This is a genomic window from Candidatus Thiothrix putei (assembly GCA_029972225.1).
In the GTDB taxonomy this organism is placed as follows: domain Bacteria; phylum Pseudomonadota; class Gammaproteobacteria; order Thiotrichales; family Thiotrichaceae; genus Thiothrix; species Thiothrix putei.
This window is the reverse complement of sequence record CP124756.1, coordinates 3,309,648-3,332,163: the sequence shown is the minus strand read 5'-3', so window position 1 is coordinate 3,332,163 and position 22,516 is coordinate 3,309,648. Positions and strand designations below refer to the sequence as shown.

The following is a 22,516-nucleotide window of genomic DNA, read 5'->3' as shown; positions in this document are numbered from 1 at the left end:
AGTCGAAGGGAATACCACTCAAAAAAAGGCCAGCCACGTGCTGGCCTTTGTCTGTGATTTTGAGCCGTTAATCGCACTTATGCGGATTCAAACCCCACTGAGATACTAAATTGATAAAAACATGAAGTGCTTACTATCATGTGTTTATTATATGGATATGAGAGGTAATGTTATGACAATTGGATTGTTAAGTGGCTTGTTTGGTAGTAATAAATCAGCTCCTCAACCCGTCTCTAGTTGTGGATGCTCTGGAAATTCGGGTTCTAAAAACGAGAGTTCGAAGAGCCAATCATTTGGTAGTGGTTTATTGGATTTGAAGGGCGGTTTGTTGGGTGCTAAATCTAACTTGATTGGTAACTTGCTCGGTGGTATTAGTGGCGTCTCTACTGGGGGTAGTCAAGGTGGCTCTTCCTGCGGCAGTTACGGCAGTCAAGGTGGTTCTTCTTGTGGCGGCTATGGTGGTAGTGCCGGTTCTTCATCTTCCAATGGTTTGGGTTCTGCTGCGGGTGGGCTGGCTTCTGGTGTTCACCAATTCGCTGAGAAAGCAATTTCTGCTACGGGTTTAGGTAGTGCATTTGCACCGATTGATGGGTGTGAACAAAAGTGCGGTGTCCTGTAGACTAAGATGGCATCCCCTAAAACCAGAGAAAAAGGACTTTCCCATGTTGACAGTTAGCTCCCGCGACCAAAAACTTTTAGAAGCCTTGAACCGCAACCCCGCATTAAAAGCTCGGATGGAAGGGCTAATCGAGGTGGTTGAAAATGCCGGTGATGACATTATCAAAGCAGCAGACGCCGAACAGCGGGTGATAGAAGAACTGCGCCAAATGGGAAATGATGCGATCACTGCATGGGCAAACAAACGTGTAGAAAAATGCACAGCCCCAGCCTGTGAAGAAGGCATTGGGAAGTATGTAAAGAGTGGAAAAAAAACTGTCATTGGCACACGACCTACGGAAAAATCCACATAAGCGAACCGGTCTACCGGATTCCCGGCAAGCGTGTCCGCCCCTTTAGCCAGAGTGCCGAGGTTGTTTGCCGAGGCTGTTCGCTCCCGCTGCAACGGGCGGTGACGGACTTTGGGGCGGACTGTTCATTTGCTCAAGTGCCTGATAAATTAGAAGAACATTACGGGATACGGCTGGCATCCAGCAGCATCCGACACATCACCGAAGGTCACGCCAAACGCATCCATGAATCCCAAGTGTTGATAAAAGACTATCCAAGCACGTTGGGAAAAGCCTATGTCATTGCCGAAATGGACGGCAGCATGATCCCCATCGTCGAGATTGACGAAACAGCCCCCGACAAGCGCAAAGGCAAAAAGGAAAGCTGGAAAGAAGCCCGCCTGTGTCTTGCCCACGCCAAAGGCAGTGCTACGCCAACGTTTGGCGCAATATTCGGTGGCACGGTAGAAGATGCTGGAAAAATCTTATTCGACACCGCCTGCCGTGCTGGATTTGGAAAAAGCACGTTCCTCCATGCGGTGGGTGATGGGGCAAGCTGGATCAACCGTCAAGTGGATGAACAATTTGGCACACAAGGACATTACCTGATTGATTTTTATCATGTTTGTGAATACCTATCAGCAGCATCCGCAAGCTGTTCATGCCTCAAGGACAAGGATAAATGGTTTGCCAAACAGAAAAAAGCCCTACAGGATGGTCAAGCTCAAGCGGTCATCGACACACTGAAACCTTTCCTCGAAGCAGAAACGGTAGAAGACAGTAACGCCCCAGTACGAGCTTGTCACCGTTACCTGAGCAACCGCATTGAGCAACTGGATTACCCGACAGCAAAATCCCTCGGATTGCCCGTGGGGTCGGGCGAAATAGAAAGTGCACACCGTTACATCATCCAGCAACGCTTAAAAAAATCGGGGGCATGGTGGAAAAGTGATAATGCGGCGGATATGTTGGCGTTGAGGGTCATGCGGGGAAACCAGCAATGGAAGCATTATTGGCGAAACACCGCTGAGGCGGCATGAGGTTTACCGCACTTTTGTTCACACCCCCGATTGATGATGCAGTTATTCACCCATTGCTTTGGGATCCTATTTCCAAAGCTACAGGTGTTGATGTAAGCAAGCATCCAGAAGGTGTTAAAGATGTATCCAATCCTTTGGGTGCTAAGCGCAAATAAATAGCGATTAGTCTGTAGCAAGTATGAAGGCCAGCCCACGTGTTGGCCTTTTTTTGTGGATGATGCAGGGCAAAAAAGTGTAGTATGTTCCCCTTTTCCAACGGCAGTTTTGGGGATTTATGGCAGGCAAAACGCTCTACGATAAGGTCTGGGATGCGCATGTGGTGCGGCAAGAAGCCGACGGCACGGCCTTACTCTACATCGACCGTCACTTGGTTCACGAAGTCACTTCACCGCAAGCATTTGAAGGGCTGCGTTTGGCTAACCGCCAACCTTGGCGCGTCAATTCAATGGTGGCAGTCCCCGATCATAACGTGCCGACCATCGGGCTGGAACACGGTATTACTGACCCGGTAGCGCGTCTGCAAGTCGAAACATTGGATGCGAATTGCCGCACGTTTGGCATTACCGAATTCAACATTGGCGACATTCGCCAAGGCATAGTCCACGTCATTGGTCCTGAGCAAGGCGCAACGTTGCCCGGTATGACCGTGGTTTGTGGCGATTCCCATACATCTACGCACGGCGCATTCGGCGCACTGGCACACGGTATCGGCACATCCGAAGTCGAACACGTCATGGCAACGCAATGCCTCATCCAGAAAAAGATGAAAAACATGCTGATCAGTGTGGATGGCAAAGTTGGTGCAGGCGTGACCGCCAAAGACATCGTGCTGGCCATTATCGGTGAAATCGGCACAGCAGGCGGCACAGGTTACGCCATCGAATTCGGCGGCGAAGCGATTCGCGATTTGTCGATGGAAGGGCGCATGACCGTGTGCAATATGGCTATCGAAGGCGGTGCCCGCGCTGGCATGATTGCGGTCGATGACACCACCATCAATTATGTCAAAGGCCGCCCTTATTCCCCGAAAGCAGAAGATTGGGAAGCCGCCGTTGCAGCATGGCAAGACCTGCATTCCGATGCAGACGCGGTATTTGATAGTGTGATTCGTCTGGATGCTGCGAGTATTCAACCGCAAGTAACATGGGGAACGTCCCCCGAAATGGTGTTGCCAGTCGATGGCAAAACGCCAGACCCTGCCAACGAAACTGATCCGGTCAAAGCCAGTGGCATCCGCGCCGCGCTCAAATACATGGGCTTGGAAGCGAATATGCCGATTACCGACGTGCAAATCGACAAAGTATTCATCGGCTCTTGCACCAATTCGCGCATTGAAGATTTACGTGCCGCCGCTGAAGTCGCTAAAGGCCGCAAAGTTGCCGCAAACGTTAAGTTGGCAATGGTCGTCCCTGGCTCTGGCTTGGTCAAACAACAAGCCGAAAGTGAAGGCTTGGACAAAATCTTCATCGAAGCTGGTTTTGAATGGCGTGCGCCGGGTTGCTCCATGTGTTTGGCGATGAATGCCGACCGCCTTGAACCGGGCGAACGTTGTGCTTCCACCTCCAACCGCAATTTTGAAGGGCGGCAAGGGCAGGGCGGGCGTACTCATCTGGTCAGCCCCGCAATGGCGGCAGCGGCAGCAGTGACAGGTCATTTCGCGGATGTGAGGGCACTCTAATGGAAAAATTTACCGTACACACAGGTTTAGTCGTGCCACTCGACCGTTCTAACGTCGATACCGATGCGATTATCCCCAAGCAATATTTGAAATCCATCCAGCGTACCGGCTTTGGCCCCACGCTGTTTGACGACTGGCGTTACCTCGAACCGGGTGAACCGGGTATGGATCACAGCAAGCGCACTCCGAACCCCGATTTCGTGCTGAATGCGCCACGTTATGCGGGTGCTTCCGTGCTGTTGGCGCGTGAAAACTTCGGCTGTGGTTCGTCGCGGGAACACGCGGTATGGGCGTTGACGGATTACGGCATTCGTGCGGTGATTGCGCCGAGTTACGCGGATATTTTCTTCAACAACAGCTTCAAGAATGGCTTGTTGCCGTTGACCTTGCCTGCTGAAGTGGTTGATCAGTTGTTCGTTGAGGCGCAAGCCACCGAGGGCTATCAGCTCACTGTGAATCTGGAAGCGCAGCAAGTGGTCACGCCGAGTGGCGCAGCGTTCGCGTTCAGCATTGACGACTTCCGCAAGTATTGTTTGCTGAACGGGTTGGATGATATTGGGCTGACCTTGCAACATGCCGATGATATTCGGGCGTATGAAGCAAAGCGTAAGCAAGTCGCGCCTTGGTTATTTTAAGATTTGATTTGGGTTAGATGGTTATGACACACAAAGTTTTAGTATTGCCCGGTGACGGAATTGGCCCGGAAATCGTGGCAGAAGCGGTTAAAGTTCTCAACGTTTTTACCGCTGAAGGCACACTGTCGGTAGAGCTGGAATACGCCAATATCGGCGGTATCGCTTACGACAAAGAAGGGCAACCGTACCCCGATTCCACCCGTGCGTTGGCACAAAAAGCCGATGCAATTTTGCTCGGTGCGGTGGGTGGCCCCCAATACGATGCGCTGGATCGCCCGTTGCGCCCCGAACGCGGTTTGCTGGCAATTCGCGCTGATTTGGGTTTGTTTGCGAACCTGCGCCCCGCGATTCTGTACGAAGAACTCGCATCGGCTTCCACCCTGAAACCGGAAGTGGTGGCAGGTCTGGACATTATGATCGTGCGCGAATTAACCGGCGGTATTTACTTCGGTCAACCACGCGGCATTCGGGTGTTGGAAAACGGTGAACGCCAAGGCTTCAACTCCGCGACTTACACCGAATCCGAAATCGAACGCATTGCCCGTGTCGGCTTTGAAACCGCAATGAAACGTAACAAACGCCTGTGTTCCGTTGATAAAGCCAACGTGCTGGAAGTCTGCGAACTGTGGCGCGAAATCGTCGAAAAGGTTGGCAAGGAATACCCTGAAGTTGAACTCAGCCACATGTACGTCGATAACGCGGCAATGCAATTGGTACGTGCACCGAAGCAATTTGATGTGATTGTAACCAGTAACTTGTTCGGTGACGTGCTCTCAGATGCGGCGGCGATGCTGACCGGCTCTATCGGCATGTTGCCTTCTGCCTCCCTGAATTCTTCTGCGTGCGGCTTGTACGAACCGATCCACGGTTCTGCGCCCGACATTGCAGGCAAAGGCATTGCTAACCCGTTGGCAACCATTCTGTCCGTGGCCATGTTGCTGCGTTACAGCCTCAATCGTCCAGAACTGGCTGAGCGCATCGAGCGGGCAGTGAAAACAGTGCTGGCATCAGGCGTGCGCACCGGCGACATTTATACCGAGGGCGACCGCAAGGTGGGCACGGCGGAAATGGGTGATGCGGTTGTTGCAGCTTTACAAGGGTAATCATGGCTAAGACTTATAATGTAGCAGTTGTTGGAACCGGCAGTCTGGTTGGTGAAGCCATACTGGACTTGCTGGCAAAGCGTAAATTTCCAATTGGCAAAATATATGCACTGGAATTTGCCACCGATGGCGAACAATACGTCGATTTCGGCAATAAAACGCTGGATATTGAATCAGTCGAAGATTTCGACTTTTCCAGCGTGCAATTGGCATTATTTGCCAGCACTGAAACGGTAGCGGCGGATTATGTGCCAAAAGCAGTCGCCGCTGGTTGCCTTGTTATTGATGACAGCGCCTATTTTCGCTTTGATGCGGATGTACCGTTGGTCGTACCAGAGGTGAATCCAGCCGCGATTGCGGGGTATAAGCAACGCGGGATTATTGCGAATCCCAGCAGTATGGTGAGCCAAATGCTGGTGGCGTTAAAACCCTTGCATGATGCTGCTGAAATTACCCGCATTAACCTGGCGACATATCAGGCAGTTTCCGGTACGGGGCGTGCAGGTATTAATGAGTTGGCGCATCAAACCGCGCAATTACTCAACGCCCGTCCGGTTGAACCGGAGCTGTACGCCAAACAAATTGCCTTTAATCTCTTCCCACATATCGGTGCGTTTCAGGAAAACGGCTATACTTGGGAAGAAATGAAGGTGGTGCAGGAAACCCGTAAAATCATGGGTTTGCCTGAGCTTGGGGTGAATCCAACAGCGGTGCGTGTACCCGTGTTTTTTGGTCATGCAGCGGCTATTCATATTGAAACGCAGCGCAAGCTGACGGCGGCTGAAGCAACCGCGTTGTTAAGTCAAGCGGCTGGCGTTGAAGTGTTGGATGAACGTCAAGATGGTGGTTATCCAACCCCTGTGACCGAGGCTGTTAATAGCGATGTGGTTTATGTTAGCCGTATCCGTGAAGATATTTCGTGCACGTCTGGTTTAGATTTATGGGTGGTTGCTGATAATGTCCGTAAAGGTGCTGCGTTAAATAGTGTGCAAATTGCCGAAATATTAGTACGCGATTATATATAGGTGTGGTTAAGCGGGAATTAATTCACTGTTGCCCACAATGGCTTGCAGATACGGTTAGGTGTTAGCATCTTCCTAAAGGCTTGTATCGGGGCAACATTGCTGAGCATAATGTACTAATATAAAGTTCCAGCGTTAAGAAACAACAACCAGAATCGCTATTCATCAAAATAATAATGGTTAATAAAAGTTATGAAGGTGATGAATCAGGGATGCCACAATCTTACACAGATAAAGAATCAATTGAAGGGGAATTGCAGTGAATAAACAAGCCTTGAGCTTAGCTATATTCATCGCCGGAGCGTATCCAGCGGCCTCCAGTGCCTTGGGGCTTGGGGATATTGAGTCTAACTCTCACTTAAACCAGCCATTGCGTGCAAAAATTGACTTGCTGTCTGCTGCCCCGGCAGATGCCAGTCAGATTCAGGTACGTTTAGCGCCGCCGGAGGTATTCAATCGAGTTGGGGTGGCACGTCCTGAGTTCCTCGGTAATTTGCGCTTTACGCCAACGGTTCAAAGTGGCAAGCCTGTAATTTTAGTATCATCTGATGCGCCGATTCAGGAACCATTTGTTAATTTCCTGCTTGAAGTGAGCTGGCCTCAGGGACAGTTACTAAAAGAATATACTGTGATGCTGGATCCGCCTGTACTTATGCAGCCGGGTAATACGGTCGCTGGGGAAGCCGCAGTGCGAGCGGAGCCTAAAGCTACCGGTAATGTACGTCGTCCGGCACGTGAGCCAGCCGCAGCTACCGCTACACCAGCAGCGCAACAACCTGCTGCTTCTCGGAACCGTACTTATCGCGTCAAATCAGGTGATACGCTATTCCGTGTGGCTTCACGTCTCCAGCGTGCGGGTGTCAGTAATGACCAAATGATGATGGCTTTATTCCGGGCAAATCCGGGGGCTTTCATTGATAAAAACATCAACAATCTCCGTGCCGGTGCGCTGATGAAAGCGCCAAGCGGTAGCGAAATCAGTGCAGTGCCACAAGCAGAGGCACGTCGCCAAATTCGTCAGCAAAATGCTGAATGGCGTGAACTGAGAAAATCTCTGGCAGGTAATACCGTGCCCCAACAAGGTCAAGATACCAAGCAAGCCAAGACGACGCCAGCAACTCAAGCAAACGCAACACCAGCGAAAGCAGCTAACAATGCGACAGATAAAGCACGTCTTGAGGTATTAGGTGCTAAAACAGGTGAAGGCACCGCTAATAATGCCGCAGTCGCTGCGGGCACTGCCAAATTAGCAGAAATCGAGAAGCAACTGGCATTGGCAAATGAATCCTTGGCGGCGCGTCAAAATGAAAACAATGAACTCAAGTCACGTGTAACCGATCTTGAGTCGATGCTGAACAAGAAAAATCGTTTGCTGGAGTTGCGTGATAGCCAGCTTGCCGATTTGCAAAAACAACTGGCTGCTAATGGTATTAACGTTCCGTCTACGGCTGATACAGCCGATGCTCAGGGCGTAGGCACGCAGCCTGCGGCAGTGACGCCAGAGCAAGGTAAAGACATTCAAATGCAAATGGCAAATGTCAACGGTCAAGATAACAATACCATTTTGCGGACAGAGCAGCCGACACAACCAGCAACTGTGTTGCCTACTGAGACAGTAACTAAGACTAATACCGCTTTAGGCCAGAATACGAGTACGGTAGCCACGCCAGCAGATACGGCAACAAGTAATACCAGTGCAGTGCCGTTAAAGCCTGCAATTGTACCTGTTACACCGGCAGCAGATGCACAAAAAGCGGTGAAAGAGCCAAGCCCGTTTGCGGAGCAAACCAGTGGTGGTGACGATCTGTTGGGGCTGTTAACGTCACCGTTAGCATTGAAAATTGGGGCGGGTTCTCTGGCATTGCTGTTATTGCTGTGGTTATTGGGACGCCGTCGCAAACCAGATAATGCTGCATCTGGTCAAGCGCAAAGCCGGGTGGCTAATCTGGATGATGATCTGGATGTTCCGGTAGCCGATGAACCATTTGATATGAATGCCCTGGAACGGGAATTGGAAAAAGCCGACAAAGGCAATACCTACGGCGTGCTGGCGGCATCTGCAAAGGCAGAGGAGGATCCTTTTGGGATTGGTGGAATAGGGGCTGAGCCATCCGCTGAAGCTAATGAAGATGATTGTTTAACAGAAGCCAATGTGTATATCGCTTATGGCCTGTATCAACAGGCAGAAACCGAGCTGAAAAAATGCATTGAGCGTTATCCTGATAAGCCAGAGTATCGTCACAAGTTAATGGAGTGTTACTTCGTTGCGAATAACCGCGATGCATTTGACAGCCAGGCGCAACAATTCGCTGCGATGCCCGTTAAAGGTAAAGAGGCTTTATGGCAGTCTGTTGTGGAGTGGGGACGCAAAATTAGCCCGGATAACCGTCTCTATCAAGGTGATATGAGTCAAGCTGCTGCGATACCTTCTGTTGCGGCTACAGTGGCTGCGGCCTTGGGCGGTGTTGCTGCTGCAACGGCTGGTGTGGCTTTGGCGTCATCCCACGATTCAGATGATACCCTTCCAGTGGCCTCTGCTGCTCCAGCTATGCCTAAAGCTGAACTGGAAGAGGACTTTAATGATCTGGATCTGGGTGATTTAGATTTTGATGACATTGATCTTGATAAGCTCTTACAGGACGAAGATGTTGCCGATGTAGCAGCGGATCAGCCGCTGCCCGCAGCACAAACGCCTGATTTATCTGACCTGACAGCGGATAAAGCAAAAGATGAAACGCTGACAGCAGATGATACATTTGAGCTAGGTGAGTTGGATGATGACTTGGATTTTGATTTCGATCTGGAAGCGTTGGATGGGGCGAGCAAGCCACAGCAGCCACAACCAGACGTTGTAGCCGTTTCCCATAACCAGCACGATGCAGGTAACACCGACGATCTGTTGGACTTTGATCTCACCGACGTGGATGACAATGCAGCGGTTGTTGAGAATCCACCTGTTGTGGCGGTTGAGCCTGAAATGGCTGTGGCTTCCAATGCGACACATTTGAACTTGCATTTGGATAATGAAACCGGCATCAAGCGCATTTTGCCCAAGGATACCTTCTACGCGCCGATCAGTGATGAAGATAAAGATTGGTTAGGTGATATTGACGATGCCTTGTCATTCCTCGACTTCCCCGATGAGGAAATTGACTTGCACGAAGCGCATATCAGCACTAAATTGGATTTGGCACGGGCTTATCTGGATATGGGCGACATCGAAGGTGCTCGCAGTACCTTGGAAGAAGTCATGGTTGAAGGCAACGACGATCAACGTCGCGAAGCGGAAATGCTGCTCCACCAGACAGGTTGAGGAATCTTCACTTTCACGTTATAAAGGCCGGTTAACCCGGCCTTTTGTGTTTTTACTGCCCCTGAGATAAGTGTCATGAAATTTGCAGCGTGTATCGAATACGATGGAAGCCCCTTCTTTGGTTGGCAGCGTTTGAGTCACGGGCCAACGGTGCAGGGTTATGTCGAACAGGCGCTGTCTACCGTGGCGGCTGAGCCGATTGCGGTGGTATGCGCAGGGCGCACCGATTCAGGGGTACACGGTATTGGGCAAGTCATTCACTTTGAAACCCATGCACAGCGCCCCTTGCGGGGTTGGTTGTTTGGCACGAATGCCCATTTACCGGATGGGGTGGCAATGCGTTGGATTCAGCCGGTTGCAGATGACTTCCATGCGCGATTTTCGGCACGGGCGCGGCGTTACCGTTACATTATTCTCAACCGTCAGGCACGCCCGGCATTGTTGCAGCAACGGGTTTGTTGGCAACACGGTTCATTAGATGCAGCAGTAATGCATGAGGCAGCGCAGGTCTTGCTGGGTGAGCAGGACTTTTCCAGTTTTCGGGCAGCAGGTTGCCAGGCGCGTCACGCGGTACGCGAGATGCTGGAAGTGACCGTGAGTCGCGAAGGTGAGTTCATTTATTTGGATTTGGTGGCTAATGCTTTCTTGCATCACATGGTGCGCAATATCACCGGTTCGTTGTTGATGGTGGGAGCCGGTGAACGCCCGGTAGACTGGATAGGTGACTTATTGGAGCAGCGTGATCGTACACAAGCAGGCATGACGGCTCCTGCGTCTGGTTTGTATTTTGTGCATGTTGATTATCCAGAACATTTTGGTTTATCAGCAGAATACACGCTACCGAGTTTTATCTTCTGAACATTTTGGCTAACTAACAGATACTTTTATCAGCAGTTTTGCTGGTAGCAGACTATACTTCATAGCTTGAGTGTTGCGAGGTGACAAGGAGTGTCATTCATGAAAATCAATCATCAACTGACTCCGCCCGCTAAAGGGTATTTTATGTCGCATGTGTGCCAGCCAAGCCATCGAAACTTAGGGATGCGCCTGTTGGCATTTGCCTTTGATTTACTGCTGATCAGCCTGTTATTGATGTTCGTCTTGTCGTTTGTATTTGGGCAAACGTGGCTGTTGTATCACGCTTCTTACGAAAATAGCACCCTACATGGGGTATTCGTGGCTGTACCGCTAGTGTATTTCATCGGGTTCTGGAGTTTATTGGGGGCAACCCCCGGTAAATTATTGTTGTGGCCTTGGTTAGTGCAATAACCCGTCAATTTGACCCGAAGCGGTATTTCCTGCGTCTGCTTTGCTGTAGTCTTGCTGCTTAGGTAACTCTGCAAAGGATAAAGGCAATGCAAGTGCAATACGATGTCATTATTGCAGGCGGCGGCATGGTCGGTGCGACGCTGGCTTGTTTGTTAGGCCAATCGGGTAAGCGCGTTGCGGTGCTCGAAGCGCATCAACCCGCACTATTTTCCCCTGATGATCCCTATGATTTGCGCGTGTCGGCTATCAGCCGTGCGTCGCAGCGGGCGTTGCTTGCAGCGGGTGCATGGGAAGGGATTGTGGCGCGTCGTGCGTTTCCTTACGAGGCCATGCAGGTGTGGGATGCCACCGGTACGGGTGAAATTCGTTTTGATGCGGCGGATTTGGGTGAGCCAGACCTTGGGCATATTGTTGAAAACCGGGTGATACAACTGGCGCTGCTGGATACCTTGCAAGCTCTGGATGGTGTTGATGTGTTTTGCCCCGATAAACTCGCCGAGGTGCTGGTTGATGCGCAGCAAGTCACCGCTACTTTGCACAGCGGGGAGGTTTTGCAAGCCAAACTGTTGGTAGGGGCGGATGGCGCACAATCCAAAGTCCGCCAACTGGCGGGTATTGGGATGGAAACACAAGATTACGGGCAAAAAGGGCTGATTTGCGTGGTGCAAACAGAATTAGCGCACCAGTTCACGGCTTGGCAGCGCTTTATGCCGGGTGGCCCGTTAGCCTTTTTACCACTCGCCGATGGCTTCTGTTCGATTGTTTGGACATTGCCTGCTTATCGTGCAGATGCCATGTTGCGTTTGTCGGATAACGATTTCTGCCGCGAACTGGCGCAAGCCTTGGATTTTCGTTTAGGCGACGTTACTGCTGTGGGGGAACGGGCGGCGTTTTCACTGCGTGGTCGTCATGCTGAGCCTTATATTCAGGAACGTGTAGCGTTGGTGGGCGATGCGGCACACACCATTCACCCCTTGGCAGGGCAGGGTGTGAATCTGGGCATTAAAGATGCGGTGGAATTAGCCCAGCAAATCTGCCAAGCGCAGGGCGATGTGGGCAGCGTGAAAGTGTTACGTGCTTACGAACGGGCGCGGCGCGGCGATAATGTGCTGACACAAAAGGCGATGGAAGGTTTCCGTTTGTTATTTGGTAATACCTTGACACCCTGGAAAATCCTGCGCAATTCGGGGTTATCTATCGTCAATCAAATGAGCTTTCTAAAATACGAAATCGCGAAACGAGCGATGGGCATTTGAATAAGAGTAGGAGGATGAGATGAGTTTGGTAAAACGTTTTACAGGTGCGGTAGCATTTTCGTTGGTAGCAGCCTTTAGCACATTGCAAGCGGAAGAAGTGACGGTTAAGCAAGGCGACATTACCTTGCGTGGTGAATTGACTTTGGCAGATGGAAAAACGGCTAAAGATGGCGTTATCTTGATGCAGCATGGCACGTTGGCACACAACAAGATGGAAATCATGCAATCCTTGAGCGAGTTGCTGAAGGAAAAGGGTTACAACACCCTCAACGTCAACCTCAGTTACGCAGTGGATAAGCGCCCTTCCGAGATGCTGGATTGCACCATTGAGCACAAGCATAAGCATGAAGATGCAGTGGCGGAGCTCGATGCGTGGATGAATTGGTCGAAAGAACAGGGTGCTGGCAAAGTGGCTATTTTAGGGCATTCACGTGGCGGCAATCAGGTGGCGTGGTATGCGGCGGAAAAAGATTCTGAATTGCTGGAAAAAGTTATAGCGATTGCCCCGGCAACGGCTGATGCGGATAAGAGCAGTAAAGAATACGAGGAACGTTACAAAAAGCCTTTGGCAGACATTATGGCGGAAGCTACCAAGCTGGTGGGCGAAGGTAAGGGCGCGGAGATGATGACATTACCCGGTTTCGTGTATTGCGAAAACGCTAAAGCCGCAGCGGATAGCGTAGTGTCTTATTACAAGGATGACGAGCGCAAGAATACACCTAGCTTATTACCCAAGATCAAAAAGCCGACGCTGATTGTGATGGGGTCGGCAGATGAAGTGGTCGATGATTTGCCTGCCAAGCTCGAAGGCATCAAACAGGATAACCTGAAAACAGAAACGATCGACGGAGCCGATCATTTCTTCATGGATTTGTATGCCGATGAGTTGGCAGACAAGGTTGCTACTTTCGTCGATTGGAAATAATCACTTGTGGCTTTCCAGCATTCCCAATCGGGTTAGGACTTTTTTGTAAGTGCTGAGCATTTCGGGCATCAGCACCCTTTGGATATAGTCCAACACCCATTTGCGGTCACGCGGACCTAAGGCTTCGGCAATAAAGTTGCCGAACGCCAGCCCCATTGAAAAGCCGGGTTCTTGCCCGACTCTGCCCCAAGTGGTTTCCGCATAATCTTCCATACGCTGGTTGAGCTTATTGATGAAGGGGTTACGGTAATCGCCTGGCCCCCCGAAATCGCGGGCATTGTCTTGCACGTGGTCGGCGATTTTCAAAGCGAAAGTAGTGACAAGTGCAGCCCGATCATCGTCATTTAATACGTCATGAGAAATACGGTCGAGGATGTGAATCATGAATGCCATGATTTCTTCCATCACCATCACGCGTTGCATTTGGGTGTCGGTCTGGAAATTTTCGTTTTCGATTTCCAGCAGGGTTTGCATCCCGATTTTCCAGGTATTAAACGCCAGCACACTGACGGTATCTTCCAGCGAAACTTCACGTTCCTGCTTGTTCCACTTGGTTTTTAGGCGTATACGCACGGGGGTTCCTCTTTCAAAACTAACTTGGTGCGGCATTATAGGGGTAGGGGGCGGGGGAATGCGAATGGTGGGGTGAACCTTAATGGGATCAGCAACGCCCGCCTCGGCAAAGCCTTTAGCGCGAAGTCAGCAAGATGGTGTGTGAATGCTGAGAACCGCGTATTTCCCACACTGGCGGCAATACGGTGGCGTTACGCAACCGCGAGGTAAAAAAAGATAAAGCGCCCCTTGTCGATGTCAATCTTCAGGGTTGCACCATGACTCAGCGCATAGTCGATATACGCGGGTATGGGGCTTCCTGCATGGCATTCATCGCCGTGCTGCGGGGAGTCAAAACCTTTGTCGCCATCATGAAATGCCAGCAGCATGGCGCTTTCCAGCAGTGTTTCAGCTTTATCATCCGCCAGTTGCTTGGCAGCATTGAAATCTTGAATCGGTACTTCCTGCTCGATTTCGATGATGGTTACGCCGCTGTAATCGGGTTCGGCGCGGAGTTTACAGACGAATTCGGAAGGGTGGTTTTCAGTGTCTTTCATCAGGTTATTCCTCAGACTGATCCTTGAGCATAGCGCAGCAATAACGGGTCAGCAACGCCCGCCTCAACAAAGCCCTTGGCGCGGAGCAGGCAGGAATCGCATTGCCCGCACGGTTTGCCGTCATCACTGGGGTCGTAGCAACTGCTGGTTAGGCTGTAGTCTACGCCAAGTTCCATGCCCTTGATGATAATGTCGGCTTTGCTCATCTGGATTAACGGTGCGTGGATGGTGAGTTTATTGCCCTCAACCCCGCTTTTGGTGGCAAGATTTGCCATCGTCTCAAACGCGCTAATGAATTCGGGGCGGCAATCGGGGTAGCCGGAATAGTCGAGCGCGTTGACCCCCACGAAGATATGGTTAGCTTGCAGCACTTCCGCCCAGCCGAGCGCAAACGACAGAAAAATGGTATTGCGGGCGGGGACGTAGGTAATCGGAATAGCCGCTTCCATCGCGGCAGTATCGCGCCCTTTGGGAACATCAATATCAGCCGTCAATGCCGAGCCGCCGAAGGCTCGCAGGTTAATATCAGCAATGACGTGTTCCTTGACCTGCATAGCGGCAGCAACGCGCTGCGCCGAGGAGAGTTCGATGCTGTGGCGCTGCCCGTAGCGGAACGAGAGTGCGTAGGGTTCATAGCCTTGCGCTTTGGCAATGGCGAGGACAGTGGTGGAATCGAGTCCGCCACTGAGAAGGATGACTGCTTTATTCATGGGATTCCTTAGTTAAAGCAACTGGCTTTCCAACGCTGCCAGCCGTTGTTCCAGAGCGGCTACCCGTGCTTCCAGTTGGGCATAATGGTCTTGGCGGGGCGTACTGCTATGACTGCTGGCAGTAGGGCTGGCGGGTTCAGTGGTTTGCAATTCGTCCAACGTTTCAGTGCCAAGCGTATGAAAATAGCGGTCTTCACGCCGCCCCGCACCCGCAGGCAAACGCACTGCCAGCGGTTTTTCGGCTGCCATCCATGCCTCTAAAATCTCACGGATTTCATCAGTGTTGGCAAAGTCTGCCATGCGCTCGGTGCGGGTTTTGATTTCATTGAGTGTTTGTGGGCGGCGTAGCAATAGTACGCACAGAACCGCTTGCTGTTGGCGGTTTAGTTTCAGGCGACGGTCGACTTTATGTTCCACGCGCTGGGCGCGTTCGCTGTATTGGATTGCAGTCCAACCGCCCTCCACCAGCACTTTAGCGGTATGCCCGACCACACCTTCGGTCAAATTCATGGTGGGTTCGCGGCTGCTTTTTTGGTTGCAGGCGTTCATCAGGGAATTGAAGGTCAGCGGATAGCTGGCGGGCGTGGTGAGTTGCTTTTCCATCAGGCAACCGAGGATACGGAGTTCTTCGGCACTGAACGGTGGTCTGGGTTGTTCGTCGTCAAACATTGTGCTTAGCCCTGTGTGTTATTGTTTAAGTCGCTTGTGGTTCCCAATGGGAAAGGTCAGCATGAGTATCCGCGACCCAATAGCGTGGCGGGGGAATGTGTAAATTATCCTGCAAAATCTTCAGATAGGCGCTGCGGGAAATGTTTTCCGCGCCCATGCTCATCAGGTGCGGGTTCTCAATTTGGCAGTCGATCACGGCAAAGCCCCAACATTGTAAGTGCCAGGCTAAGGCTACCATGGCAATTTTGGAGGTATCCGGTTCACGGCTGAACATGGATTCGCCACTGAATACGCCGCCGGTTGCTACACCGTATAAGCCGCCGACCAGCTCACCCGCCGGATTCCATACCTCTAGCGAATGGGCAATGTCGTGGGCGTGTAACATGCAGTATGCGGTGTGCATTTCGTGCGTAATCCATGTTTCGGCAGTATAAGCGCGAGGGGCAGCACACGCGTCAACGACATCGGCAAAGCAAGTATCAAAGGTGATGCGATAGCCTTTGTTGCGCAGTGATTTACGCAAACTACGGGTCATGCGAATGTTGTGTGGAAAGAGTACCGTGCGTGGATTCGGTGACCACCAGTAAATGGGTTCCCGTGGCCCAAACCACGGGAAAATACCTGCACGATACGCATTTTTCAGGCGAGTCACGCTTAAATCCCCGCCGACGGCTAATAAGCCGTTGGGTTCTTCCCACGCCATTTCCACGGGAGGGAAGGGTTCTTCCGACCAGGTGGGATTGAGTAAAGTGAGGCTAAGGGATCGTGGTAGCACGCCGTTCCTTTAGTGAGTTTTCGCTAATTGATCTAAGTATTTTTCAGCATCCAGTGCTGCCATGCAACCTGTACCTGCGGAAGTAATAGCTTGACGGTAAATATGATCCATGACGTCACCGGCTGCAAATACCCCTTCGACACTGGTTTGGGTGGCATTGCCTTTCGAGCCGCTTTTCACTTTGAGGTAGCCGCCACTCATGTCCAATTGCCCATCAAAAATGGCAGTATTGGGTTTGTGACCAATGGCAATAAAAATGCCGTGTACGGCGATGTCTTGAGTTGTGCCGCTGTTCACGTCTTTGACGCGCATTCCGGTGACGCCGGTTTTGTCGCCCAGCACTTCATCGAGGGTGGTGTTCCACAGGATTTTGACCTTGCCTTGTTCGACTTTTTCAAACAGGTGTTTTTGCAAGATTTTTTCAGAACGCAATTCGTCACGGCGGTGTACTAACGTGACTTCAGAGGCGATATTCGCAAGGTAAAGCGCTTCTTCCACCGCCGTATTGCCGCCGCCAATCACGGCAACTTTTTGATTGCGGTAGAAAAAGCCGTCACACGTGGCGCAGGCAGATACCCCTTTGCCACTGAATTTTTGCTCAGATTCCAGACCTAAGTACATCGCTGACGCACCAGTCGCTATAATCAAAGCGTCACAGGTGTATTGCCCGTTGTCACCATTCAGCGTAAAAGGACGATTTTGCAGATCAACACTATTAATGTGGTCGAAAATGATCTCGGTATCGAAGCGTTCGGCATGTTTTTGCATCCGTTCCATTAATTGTGGCCCCATGACGCCAGCATCATCGCCCGGCCAGTTATCCACTTCGGTGGTGGTCATCAATTGCCCGCCTTGCGCCATGCCAGTGATCAATACGGGGTTTAGGTTGGCGCGTGCGGCGTAAACAGCAGCGGTATAGCCCGCTGGCCCCGAACCGAGGATGAGTAAACGGCAATGTTTGGTTGTGTTCATGTATAATTCTCCTTCCGAATCGGCTAATCCTATGTGACATGCCGTGCCGGGTAAAGTAGTAATCGGAAAAACACCCCCTATAATCAGGGTATCAAACAAACAGGGATATTGGTTTGGCTAAGGTTATTCTCAATCAAAAAAAGCGTTTGGGCTTGCAGCAAGCGAGCGTCATTATTTTCATGGGCATTGCGGCGGTGATTTTATTGGCATTGCTGTCGTACAGCCCGCTGGATCCAGGGCCGTTTCATCATAACACCCGTATTGGCCCCTGTGACAATTTAGCAGGGTGCAAAGGTGCATGGCTTGCGGATTTCTTGTTGGGACTGCTGGGTTATTTGGCTTATGCCTTGCCGTTGGTGCTGGTGGTGATGGGGTTGACGGCGTTTCGTATCGGCCCTCACATGAAAAATCCTAACAATCCGGTGGGCGGAATTAACGATATTATTACCAGTGTGGGGGCTTTGTTCACGCTGCTGTCGGGGGCTGGTTTAGCGCATTTATTGTTTGTGCCATTCCCTGAGGGGATTGGTGGCGGGATGCTAGGGCAGGCGGTCGCCAAAGTGTTTACCGGCACGTTTTTGGGTTTTTTTGGTTCTATCTTGTTTTTACTGTCATTATTTCTGGGCAGTATTACGGTTGTTGCAGATATTTCATGGGCGGAAGTGACCGAAAAAGTGGGTGACTGGATGTTGCAACTCTTTAATAAGTTGCAAGGTCTGGAACAGGCTGAAGCAGAAGGTGATATGAGTGCTGTAGCTGCCAAAGGTGGCGTGTTGAGCCGATTTTCTGAGGTGTTGAATCGCAGTAAGGACTATTTGCAAGGTGGTTCAGGGGCGTTGGATAAAGCCAGCGATTGGATGAATCGCACGGTCGGGGGATCGTTAGTGGGTAAGCGTGCTGAGCCTAATTTGGGGGATGGCGTGGACTTAACGGATCTTCATGCACCGGTTCGGGATGAATCGCGTTTGGATGTGCCAGATTTTTCGAGTTTCGCTCGTGCGAAGCAAGATACCCCTGAAGCGAGTGTTGAAGAGCCAGGCAGCGATATTAAAAAATCCCCACCAAAGGCTGATGAAACGGTTGTGCGTGATATTGCAGACAAATTACCACCGCTAAAACCGGGTAAAGGCCGTGGTTTGGTTTTGCCGCGTTTAACCCTGTTGAATCCTCCACCCCGTGAGCGTGTGACACAACCCAAAGAACGCTTGAACGAGTTAGCGGATAAGCTGGTGGAAGCTTTAGGGCATTACGGTGTGCCGGATGTCAAAGTCGTAGCCCGTGACCCCGGCCCCGTGATTACCCGTTTCGAGCTGGAATTGCCCGACGGTACGAAAGCTTCCAAAATATCCGGTTTAGCGTCTGACTTAGCACGGAATATGTGCGTATCCAGTGTACGTGTGGTGGAGGTTATTCCGGGGCGACCGACGATTGGGATCGAAATCCCCAATGATCGCCGTGACGTGGTGACGATGAGCGAAATGCTGGCGTCAGCGGTTTACAAGAAAAATCCTTCACCGTTGACCTTGGCACTGGGGAAAGACATTGCCGGACACCCGATTGTGGCTGATCTGGGGCGGATGCCGCATTTGCTGGTAGCGGGGACAACAGGCTCAGGCAAATCGGTATTCATCAACGCAGTGCTCATGAGTTTGCTCTACAAAGCCACACCCGCTGAAGTGCGCATGATTATGATTGACCCCAAAATGCTGGAATTGAGCAGCTACGAAGACATTCCGCATTTGCTCGCGCCGGTGGTGACGGACATGAAGCACGCCGCTAATGCCTTGCGTTGGTGTGTGGCGGAAATGGAGCGCCGTTATTTGCTCATGTCGAAACTCAAGGTGCGCAATATTGCCGGTTTCAATGAAAAAATTATTGAAGCGCGTGAAAAAGGCGATGTTATTCTCGACCCTCTATTTGATCCGCTGAAATCGGTGGATGGACACCCGCAGCCCTTAGAAACTTTGCCTTACATCGTGGTCATCGTGGACGAATTCGCCGACATGATGATGGTGGTGGGCAAAAAAGTGGAAGAGCTGATTGCGCGGCTGGCACAGAAGGCGCGGGCATCCGGTATCCACTTAATTTTGGCGACGCAACGCCCGTCTGTTGATGTCATTACGGGTTTGATTAAGGCGAATATCCCGACGCGAATTGCGTTCCAGGTTTCGACGAAGATCGACTCACGCACGATTTTGGATCAGGGCGGCGCGGAACAATTGCTGGGTTACGGCGATATGTTGTACATGCCACCGGGGACTTCATTGCCGCAACGAGTGCACGGCGCATTGGTGACTGACCGCGAAGTGGAAGATGTTGCCAATTACCTCAAGCTGCAAGGGGAACCGGATTACATTGATGATGTCTTAGCTGATAACACGTCACCGTCTGATGCCGTACCGGGATTAGAGCCGCTGACGGAACGGGAGGGGGAATCCGACCCGCTGTATGATGAAGCAGTGGCGGTGGTGATCGAATCCCGACGTGCGTCGATTTCTTATCTGCAACGTCGCCTCAAGGTGGGTTATAACCGGGCGGCGCGAATGATAGAAGACATGGAAAGCGCAGGTGTGGTCAGCCCGGTGTTGAGCAATGGCTCACGCGATGTATTGGTTGCCGCCCCGCCAAAAGATTGAATAACATGAGGTTAATGATGAAAGCAACGTTTACGAAAACACTGGCAGTACTGTTGGCGACGGGCTTAATGAGCAGCAGTGCATGGGCTGACGGTCGGGCAAAACTTGATGAGTTCTTTACGAAAATCAACACGATGCAAGCGGCTTTTACCCAGCAAGTGGTTGATGAAAAAGGCGCGGTGCGTCAATCGTCCAGTGGTAACGTATTCTTGTCACGCCCCGGTAAATTCCGTTGGGAATACGCCGCACCGGACAAGCACGAAATCGTTGCGGATGGCAAAAACGTGTGGGTTTACGATGTGGAGCTGGATCAGGTAACGGTTAAACCGATGGCGCAAGCCTTATCCGCCGCGCCGGTTGGGATGCTGACTCAAAAACAACCTGTCAACAAACAATTCAATGTGCAGGAAATGGAAGCCGAAGGCAGCACACTGGAATGGTTCCGCTTGACGCCGAAGAAGCAGGATTCTGATTTTACCACGATGGATTTGGGCATTAGCGCGACCGGTGTGGAAGAGATGATTCTGGGCGATAAATTCGGGCAGCAAACCTACATTAAATTCCAAGGCTTGCGCACCGATATTGACATCGACAAGAGCCGCTTTAATTTCACGCCACCCAAAGGGGCTGACGTGATCGGGAAAGCTTCCTGATCCCGTTAGCTGAACGTATGCGCCCGGCGACGCTCGATGAGTACGCCGGGCAGCTTCATCTGCTTGCCGCTGGCAAACCGTTGCGGCGAGCCATCGAAGAATCCCGCCCGCACTCCATGCTGTTCTGGGGGCCACCCGGAACCGGCAAAACCACCTTGGCACGACTCATTACCCATTATTGGAATGCTGAATTTCTTACGCTGTCAGCCGTATTGGCAGGTGTGAAGGAAATTCGTGCGGCTGTTGAAGTGGCACGGCAAAACCGTGAGCAATTCGGACGTGTAACGGTGCTGTTTGTGGATGAAGTACACCGTTTCAATAAGGCGCAGCAAGATGCGTTTTTGCCGCATATCGAAGACGGCACCTTGCTGTTTATTGGCGCGACTACTGAAAATCCTTCCTTTGAATTGAATAATGCGCTGTTATCACGGGTGCGTACCTACGTGTTGCGTTCTCTGTTAGCGGATGACATCAAGCAAGTGTTACAGCGTGCGTTACAAGATAGCGTGAAAAGTTTGGGCGCATTGCCATTACAGGCCAGTGCTGGTGTTTTGGATGCGTTGGCAGTGGCAGCCGATGGCGATGCACGGCGGGCGCTGAACTGGTTGGAAATGGCTGCGGATTTGGCGGAAGAAACCCCGGATGGTTTGCAGATAACGGATACGACCGTCAAGGAAGTGGTGGCGGAATCGCTGCGGCGTTTCGACAAGGGCGGCGATTTGTTTTACGAGCAGATTTCAGCCTTACACAAGTCGGTGCGCGGCACTGACCCCGATGCGGCGTTGTATTGGCTGTGCCGGATGTTAGATGGCGGTTGTGACCCTTTGTACATTGCGCGGCGGGTGGTGCGCATGGCGAGTGAGGATATTGGCAATGCCGACCCGCGTGGTTTGCAGTTGGCGCTGAATGCTTGGGATGCTTACGAGCGTTTAGGCAGCCCAGAAGGCGAGTTGATGATTGCGCAAGCGGTGGTGTATTTGGCGTGTGCGCCCAAAAGCAATGCCGTATACAGCGCTTACAAATTGGCGCGGGCGGATGCGCAACAGTCCGGTTCGCTGGATGTGCCGCTGCATTTGCGTAATGCACCCACCAAACTGATGAAGGCGCTGGATTACGGCAAAGGCTATCGCTATGCACACGATGAGCAGAATGCGTATGCGTCGGGTGAAAACTATTTCCCGGATGAGTTAAAAGGGCGGCGTTATTATGAGCCGGTTGAACGTGGCTTAGAAATTAAGATTCGTGAAAAACTGGCTGCTTTGCGCAAACAATAGCGTGTTTATGCTTCAGTGAGTGCTTTGCTCCAGCAGGAAATCGACAAAGGCACGATTGGCGCGTGATAAATAGCCTTCTCGTCGCAAGCGATGCACAAATCCAGCCACAACGGTTGTTCAAACGGTAAATCGACCAGTTCGGGTTCTTCTTTTACCACCATCGTCAGCAGGGTGGAAATGCCAAACCCTTGTTTGATAATCGACTTAATCAGCGGTAACAGGTTGGTTTCAAAACCGATTTTCGGGGTAACACCGGCTTCTTGCGCCAGGCGGTCGATGATTTTGCGGTGGAAATAGCCGGGGCGGAACATCACCAGTTCTTCAGCGAAAAATTCGGGCAGACTGACGCTGGCTTGGTAGGCGAAAGGGTGTTCTTTGGGCACGATCACGCGCATTTCTTCACGTTGAATCGTGACCGCTTCGAGTTCGGGTGGAACAAAATCGCGCACGATGACGGCCAAATCCAGTTCGCCGCTTTCCAGCATTTGTTGCAATTGCCATGTACCGCCTTCGATCACTTGCACGACCTT

At 51.4% G+C, this 22,516-nt stretch carries 21 protein-coding genes and 1 pseudogene; 15 read left to right on the top strand and 7 right to left on the bottom strand.

Annotated elements, in window-relative coordinates:
- Positions 1-121 precede the first annotated feature (121 nt).
- From QJT81_17075 to QJT81_17020, 12 genes and pseudogenes are all read left to right on the top strand, one after another.
- A complete protein-coding gene (locus QJT81_17075; GenBank protein WGZ93497.1) occupies positions 122-619 on the top strand; it encodes a hypothetical protein in 498 nt (165 codons plus the stop codon).
- Between the two features lie 43 nt (positions 620-662).
- Positions 663-1,987: pseudogene (locus QJT81_17070) on the top strand (UPF0236 family protein).
- Entirely contained in the window at positions 1,984-2,142 is a 159-nt protein-coding gene (locus QJT81_17065) for a hypothetical protein (protein WGZ93496.1), read from the top strand. The pseudogene QJT81_17070 and the gene QJT81_17065 overlap by 4 nt, the downstream one beginning before the upstream one ends.
- Positions 2,143-2,261: 119 nt before the next feature.
- Positions 2,262-3,665 carry a 3-isopropylmalate dehydratase large subunit gene (leuC, locus tag QJT81_17060; GenBank protein WGZ93495.1) on the top strand — a complete coding sequence of 468 codons (1,404 nt, stop codon included), beginning with the start codon at positions 2,262-2,264 and terminating at the stop codon, positions 3,663-3,665.
- Positions 3,665-4,300, top strand: a complete 636-nt coding sequence (leuD, locus tag QJT81_17055; GenBank protein WGZ93494.1) for a 3-isopropylmalate dehydratase small subunit — start codon at positions 3,665-3,667, stop codon at positions 4,298-4,300. Before leuC ends, leuD begins: the two co-directional genes overlap by 1 nt.
- A 23-nt stretch (positions 4,301-4,323) precedes the next feature.
- A complete protein-coding gene (gene leuB / locus QJT81_17050) occupies positions 4,324-5,403 on the top strand; it encodes a 3-isopropylmalate dehydrogenase (GenBank protein WGZ93493.1) in 1,080 nt (359 codons plus the stop codon).
- Positions 5,404-5,405: 2 nt separating this feature from the next.
- Positions 5,406-6,428 (top strand): aspartate-semialdehyde dehydrogenase, encoded by a 1,023-nt coding sequence (locus QJT81_17045; GenBank protein ID WGZ93492.1) that lies wholly within the window; start codon positions 5,406-5,408, stop codon positions 6,426-6,428.
- Positions 6,429-6,684: 256 nt separating this feature from the next.
- Entirely contained in the window at positions 6,685-9,738 is a 3,054-nt protein-coding gene (locus QJT81_17040) for a FimV/HubP family polar landmark protein (protein WGZ93491.1), read from the top strand.
- Positions 9,739-9,813: 75 nt separating this feature from the next.
- Positions 9,814-10,596, top strand: coding sequence for a tRNA pseudouridine(38-40) synthase TruA (gene truA, locus QJT81_17035; protein ID WGZ93490.1), 783 nt, complete (start codon positions 9,814-9,816; stop codon positions 10,594-10,596).
- 99 nt (positions 10,597-10,695) lie between these two features.
- Positions 10,696-11,007, top strand: a complete 312-nt coding sequence (locus QJT81_17030) for an RDD family protein (GenBank protein ID WGZ93489.1) — start codon at positions 10,696-10,698, stop codon at positions 11,005-11,007.
- 86 nt (positions 11,008-11,093) lie between these two features.
- A complete protein-coding gene (locus QJT81_17025) occupies positions 11,094-12,263 on the top strand; it encodes a UbiH/UbiF/VisC/COQ6 family ubiquinone biosynthesis hydroxylase (protein WGZ93488.1) in 1,170 nt (389 codons plus the stop codon).
- A 19-nt stretch (positions 12,264-12,282) separates the two neighbouring features.
- Positions 12,283-13,188 (top strand): alpha/beta hydrolase, encoded by a 906-nt coding sequence (locus QJT81_17020; GenBank protein ID WGZ93487.1) that lies wholly within the window; start codon positions 12,283-12,285, stop codon positions 13,186-13,188.
- Here the strand turns inward: QJT81_17020 and QJT81_17015 are convergent, their stop codons facing one another.
- The 6 genes from QJT81_17015 to trxB all read right to left on the bottom strand — a co-directional run bounded on the left by QJT81_17015 (position 13,189) and on the right by trxB (position 17,423).
- Complete coding sequence (locus QJT81_17015) at positions 13,189-13,761, bottom strand: hypothetical protein (GenBank protein WGZ93486.1); 573 nt, start codon at positions 13,759-13,761, stop codon at positions 13,189-13,191.
- A gap of 191 nt (positions 13,762-13,952) precedes the next feature.
- On the bottom strand, positions 13,953-14,297 hold the full coding sequence (locus QJT81_17010) for an AF1514 family protein (GenBank protein WGZ93485.1): 345 nt from the start codon (positions 14,295-14,297) through the stop codon (positions 13,953-13,955).
- Positions 14,298-14,308: 11 nt separating this feature from the next.
- Positions 14,309-15,007: a 7-cyano-7-deazaguanine synthase QueC gene (gene queC / locus QJT81_17005; protein ID WGZ93484.1), complete on the bottom strand. Its 699-nt coding sequence runs from the start codon at positions 15,005-15,007 to the stop codon at positions 14,309-14,311.
- A gap of 12 nt (positions 15,008-15,019) precedes the next feature.
- On the bottom strand, positions 15,020-15,676 hold the full coding sequence (locus tag QJT81_17000; GenBank protein ID WGZ93483.1) for a DUF480 domain-containing protein: 657 nt from the start codon (positions 15,674-15,676) through the stop codon (positions 15,020-15,022).
- A 25-nt stretch (positions 15,677-15,701) separates the two neighbouring features.
- The gene (aat, locus tag QJT81_16995; GenBank protein WGZ93482.1) at positions 15,702-16,451 is read right to left on the bottom strand and encodes a leucyl/phenylalanyl-tRNA--protein transferase; all 750 of its coding nucleotides are present in this window, start codon (positions 16,449-16,451) and stop codon (positions 15,702-15,704) included.
- Between the two features lie 9 nt (positions 16,452-16,460).
- Positions 16,461-17,423: a thioredoxin-disulfide reductase gene (trxB, locus tag QJT81_16990; protein WGZ93481.1), complete on the bottom strand. Its 963-nt coding sequence runs from the start codon at positions 17,421-17,423 to the stop codon at positions 16,461-16,463.
- Between the two features lie 113 nt (positions 17,424-17,536).
- On the opposite strand from trxB, the gene QJT81_16985 reads away from it, so the two are divergent.
- From QJT81_16985 to QJT81_16975, 3 genes are read left to right on the top strand one after another with little or no spacing between them, the layout of a single operon-like run.
- Positions 17,537-20,059: a DNA translocase FtsK 4TM domain-containing protein gene (locus QJT81_16985; GenBank protein ID WGZ93480.1), complete on the top strand. Its 2,523-nt coding sequence runs from the start codon at positions 17,537-17,539 to the stop codon at positions 20,057-20,059.
- A 17-nt stretch (positions 20,060-20,076) separates the two neighbouring features.
- Complete coding sequence (lolA, locus tag QJT81_16980) at positions 20,077-20,712, top strand: outer membrane lipoprotein chaperone LolA (protein WGZ93479.1); 636 nt, start codon at positions 20,077-20,079, stop codon at positions 20,710-20,712.
- 17 nt (positions 20,713-20,729) lie between these two features.
- Positions 20,730-21,986 carry a replication-associated recombination protein A gene (locus QJT81_16975; GenBank protein WGZ93478.1) on the top strand — a complete coding sequence of 419 codons (1,257 nt, stop codon included), beginning with the start codon at positions 20,730-20,732 and terminating at the stop codon, positions 21,984-21,986.
- A 5-nt stretch (positions 21,987-21,991) separates the two neighbouring features.
- Here QJT81_16975 and QJT81_16970 read toward each other — a convergent pair whose 3' ends face one another.
- The gene (locus QJT81_16970) at positions 21,992-22,510 is read right to left on the bottom strand and encodes a LysR family transcriptional regulator substrate-binding protein (protein WGZ93477.1); all 519 of its coding nucleotides are present in this window, start codon (positions 22,508-22,510) and stop codon (positions 21,992-21,994) included.
- Positions 22,511-22,516: the final 6 nt, after the last annotated feature.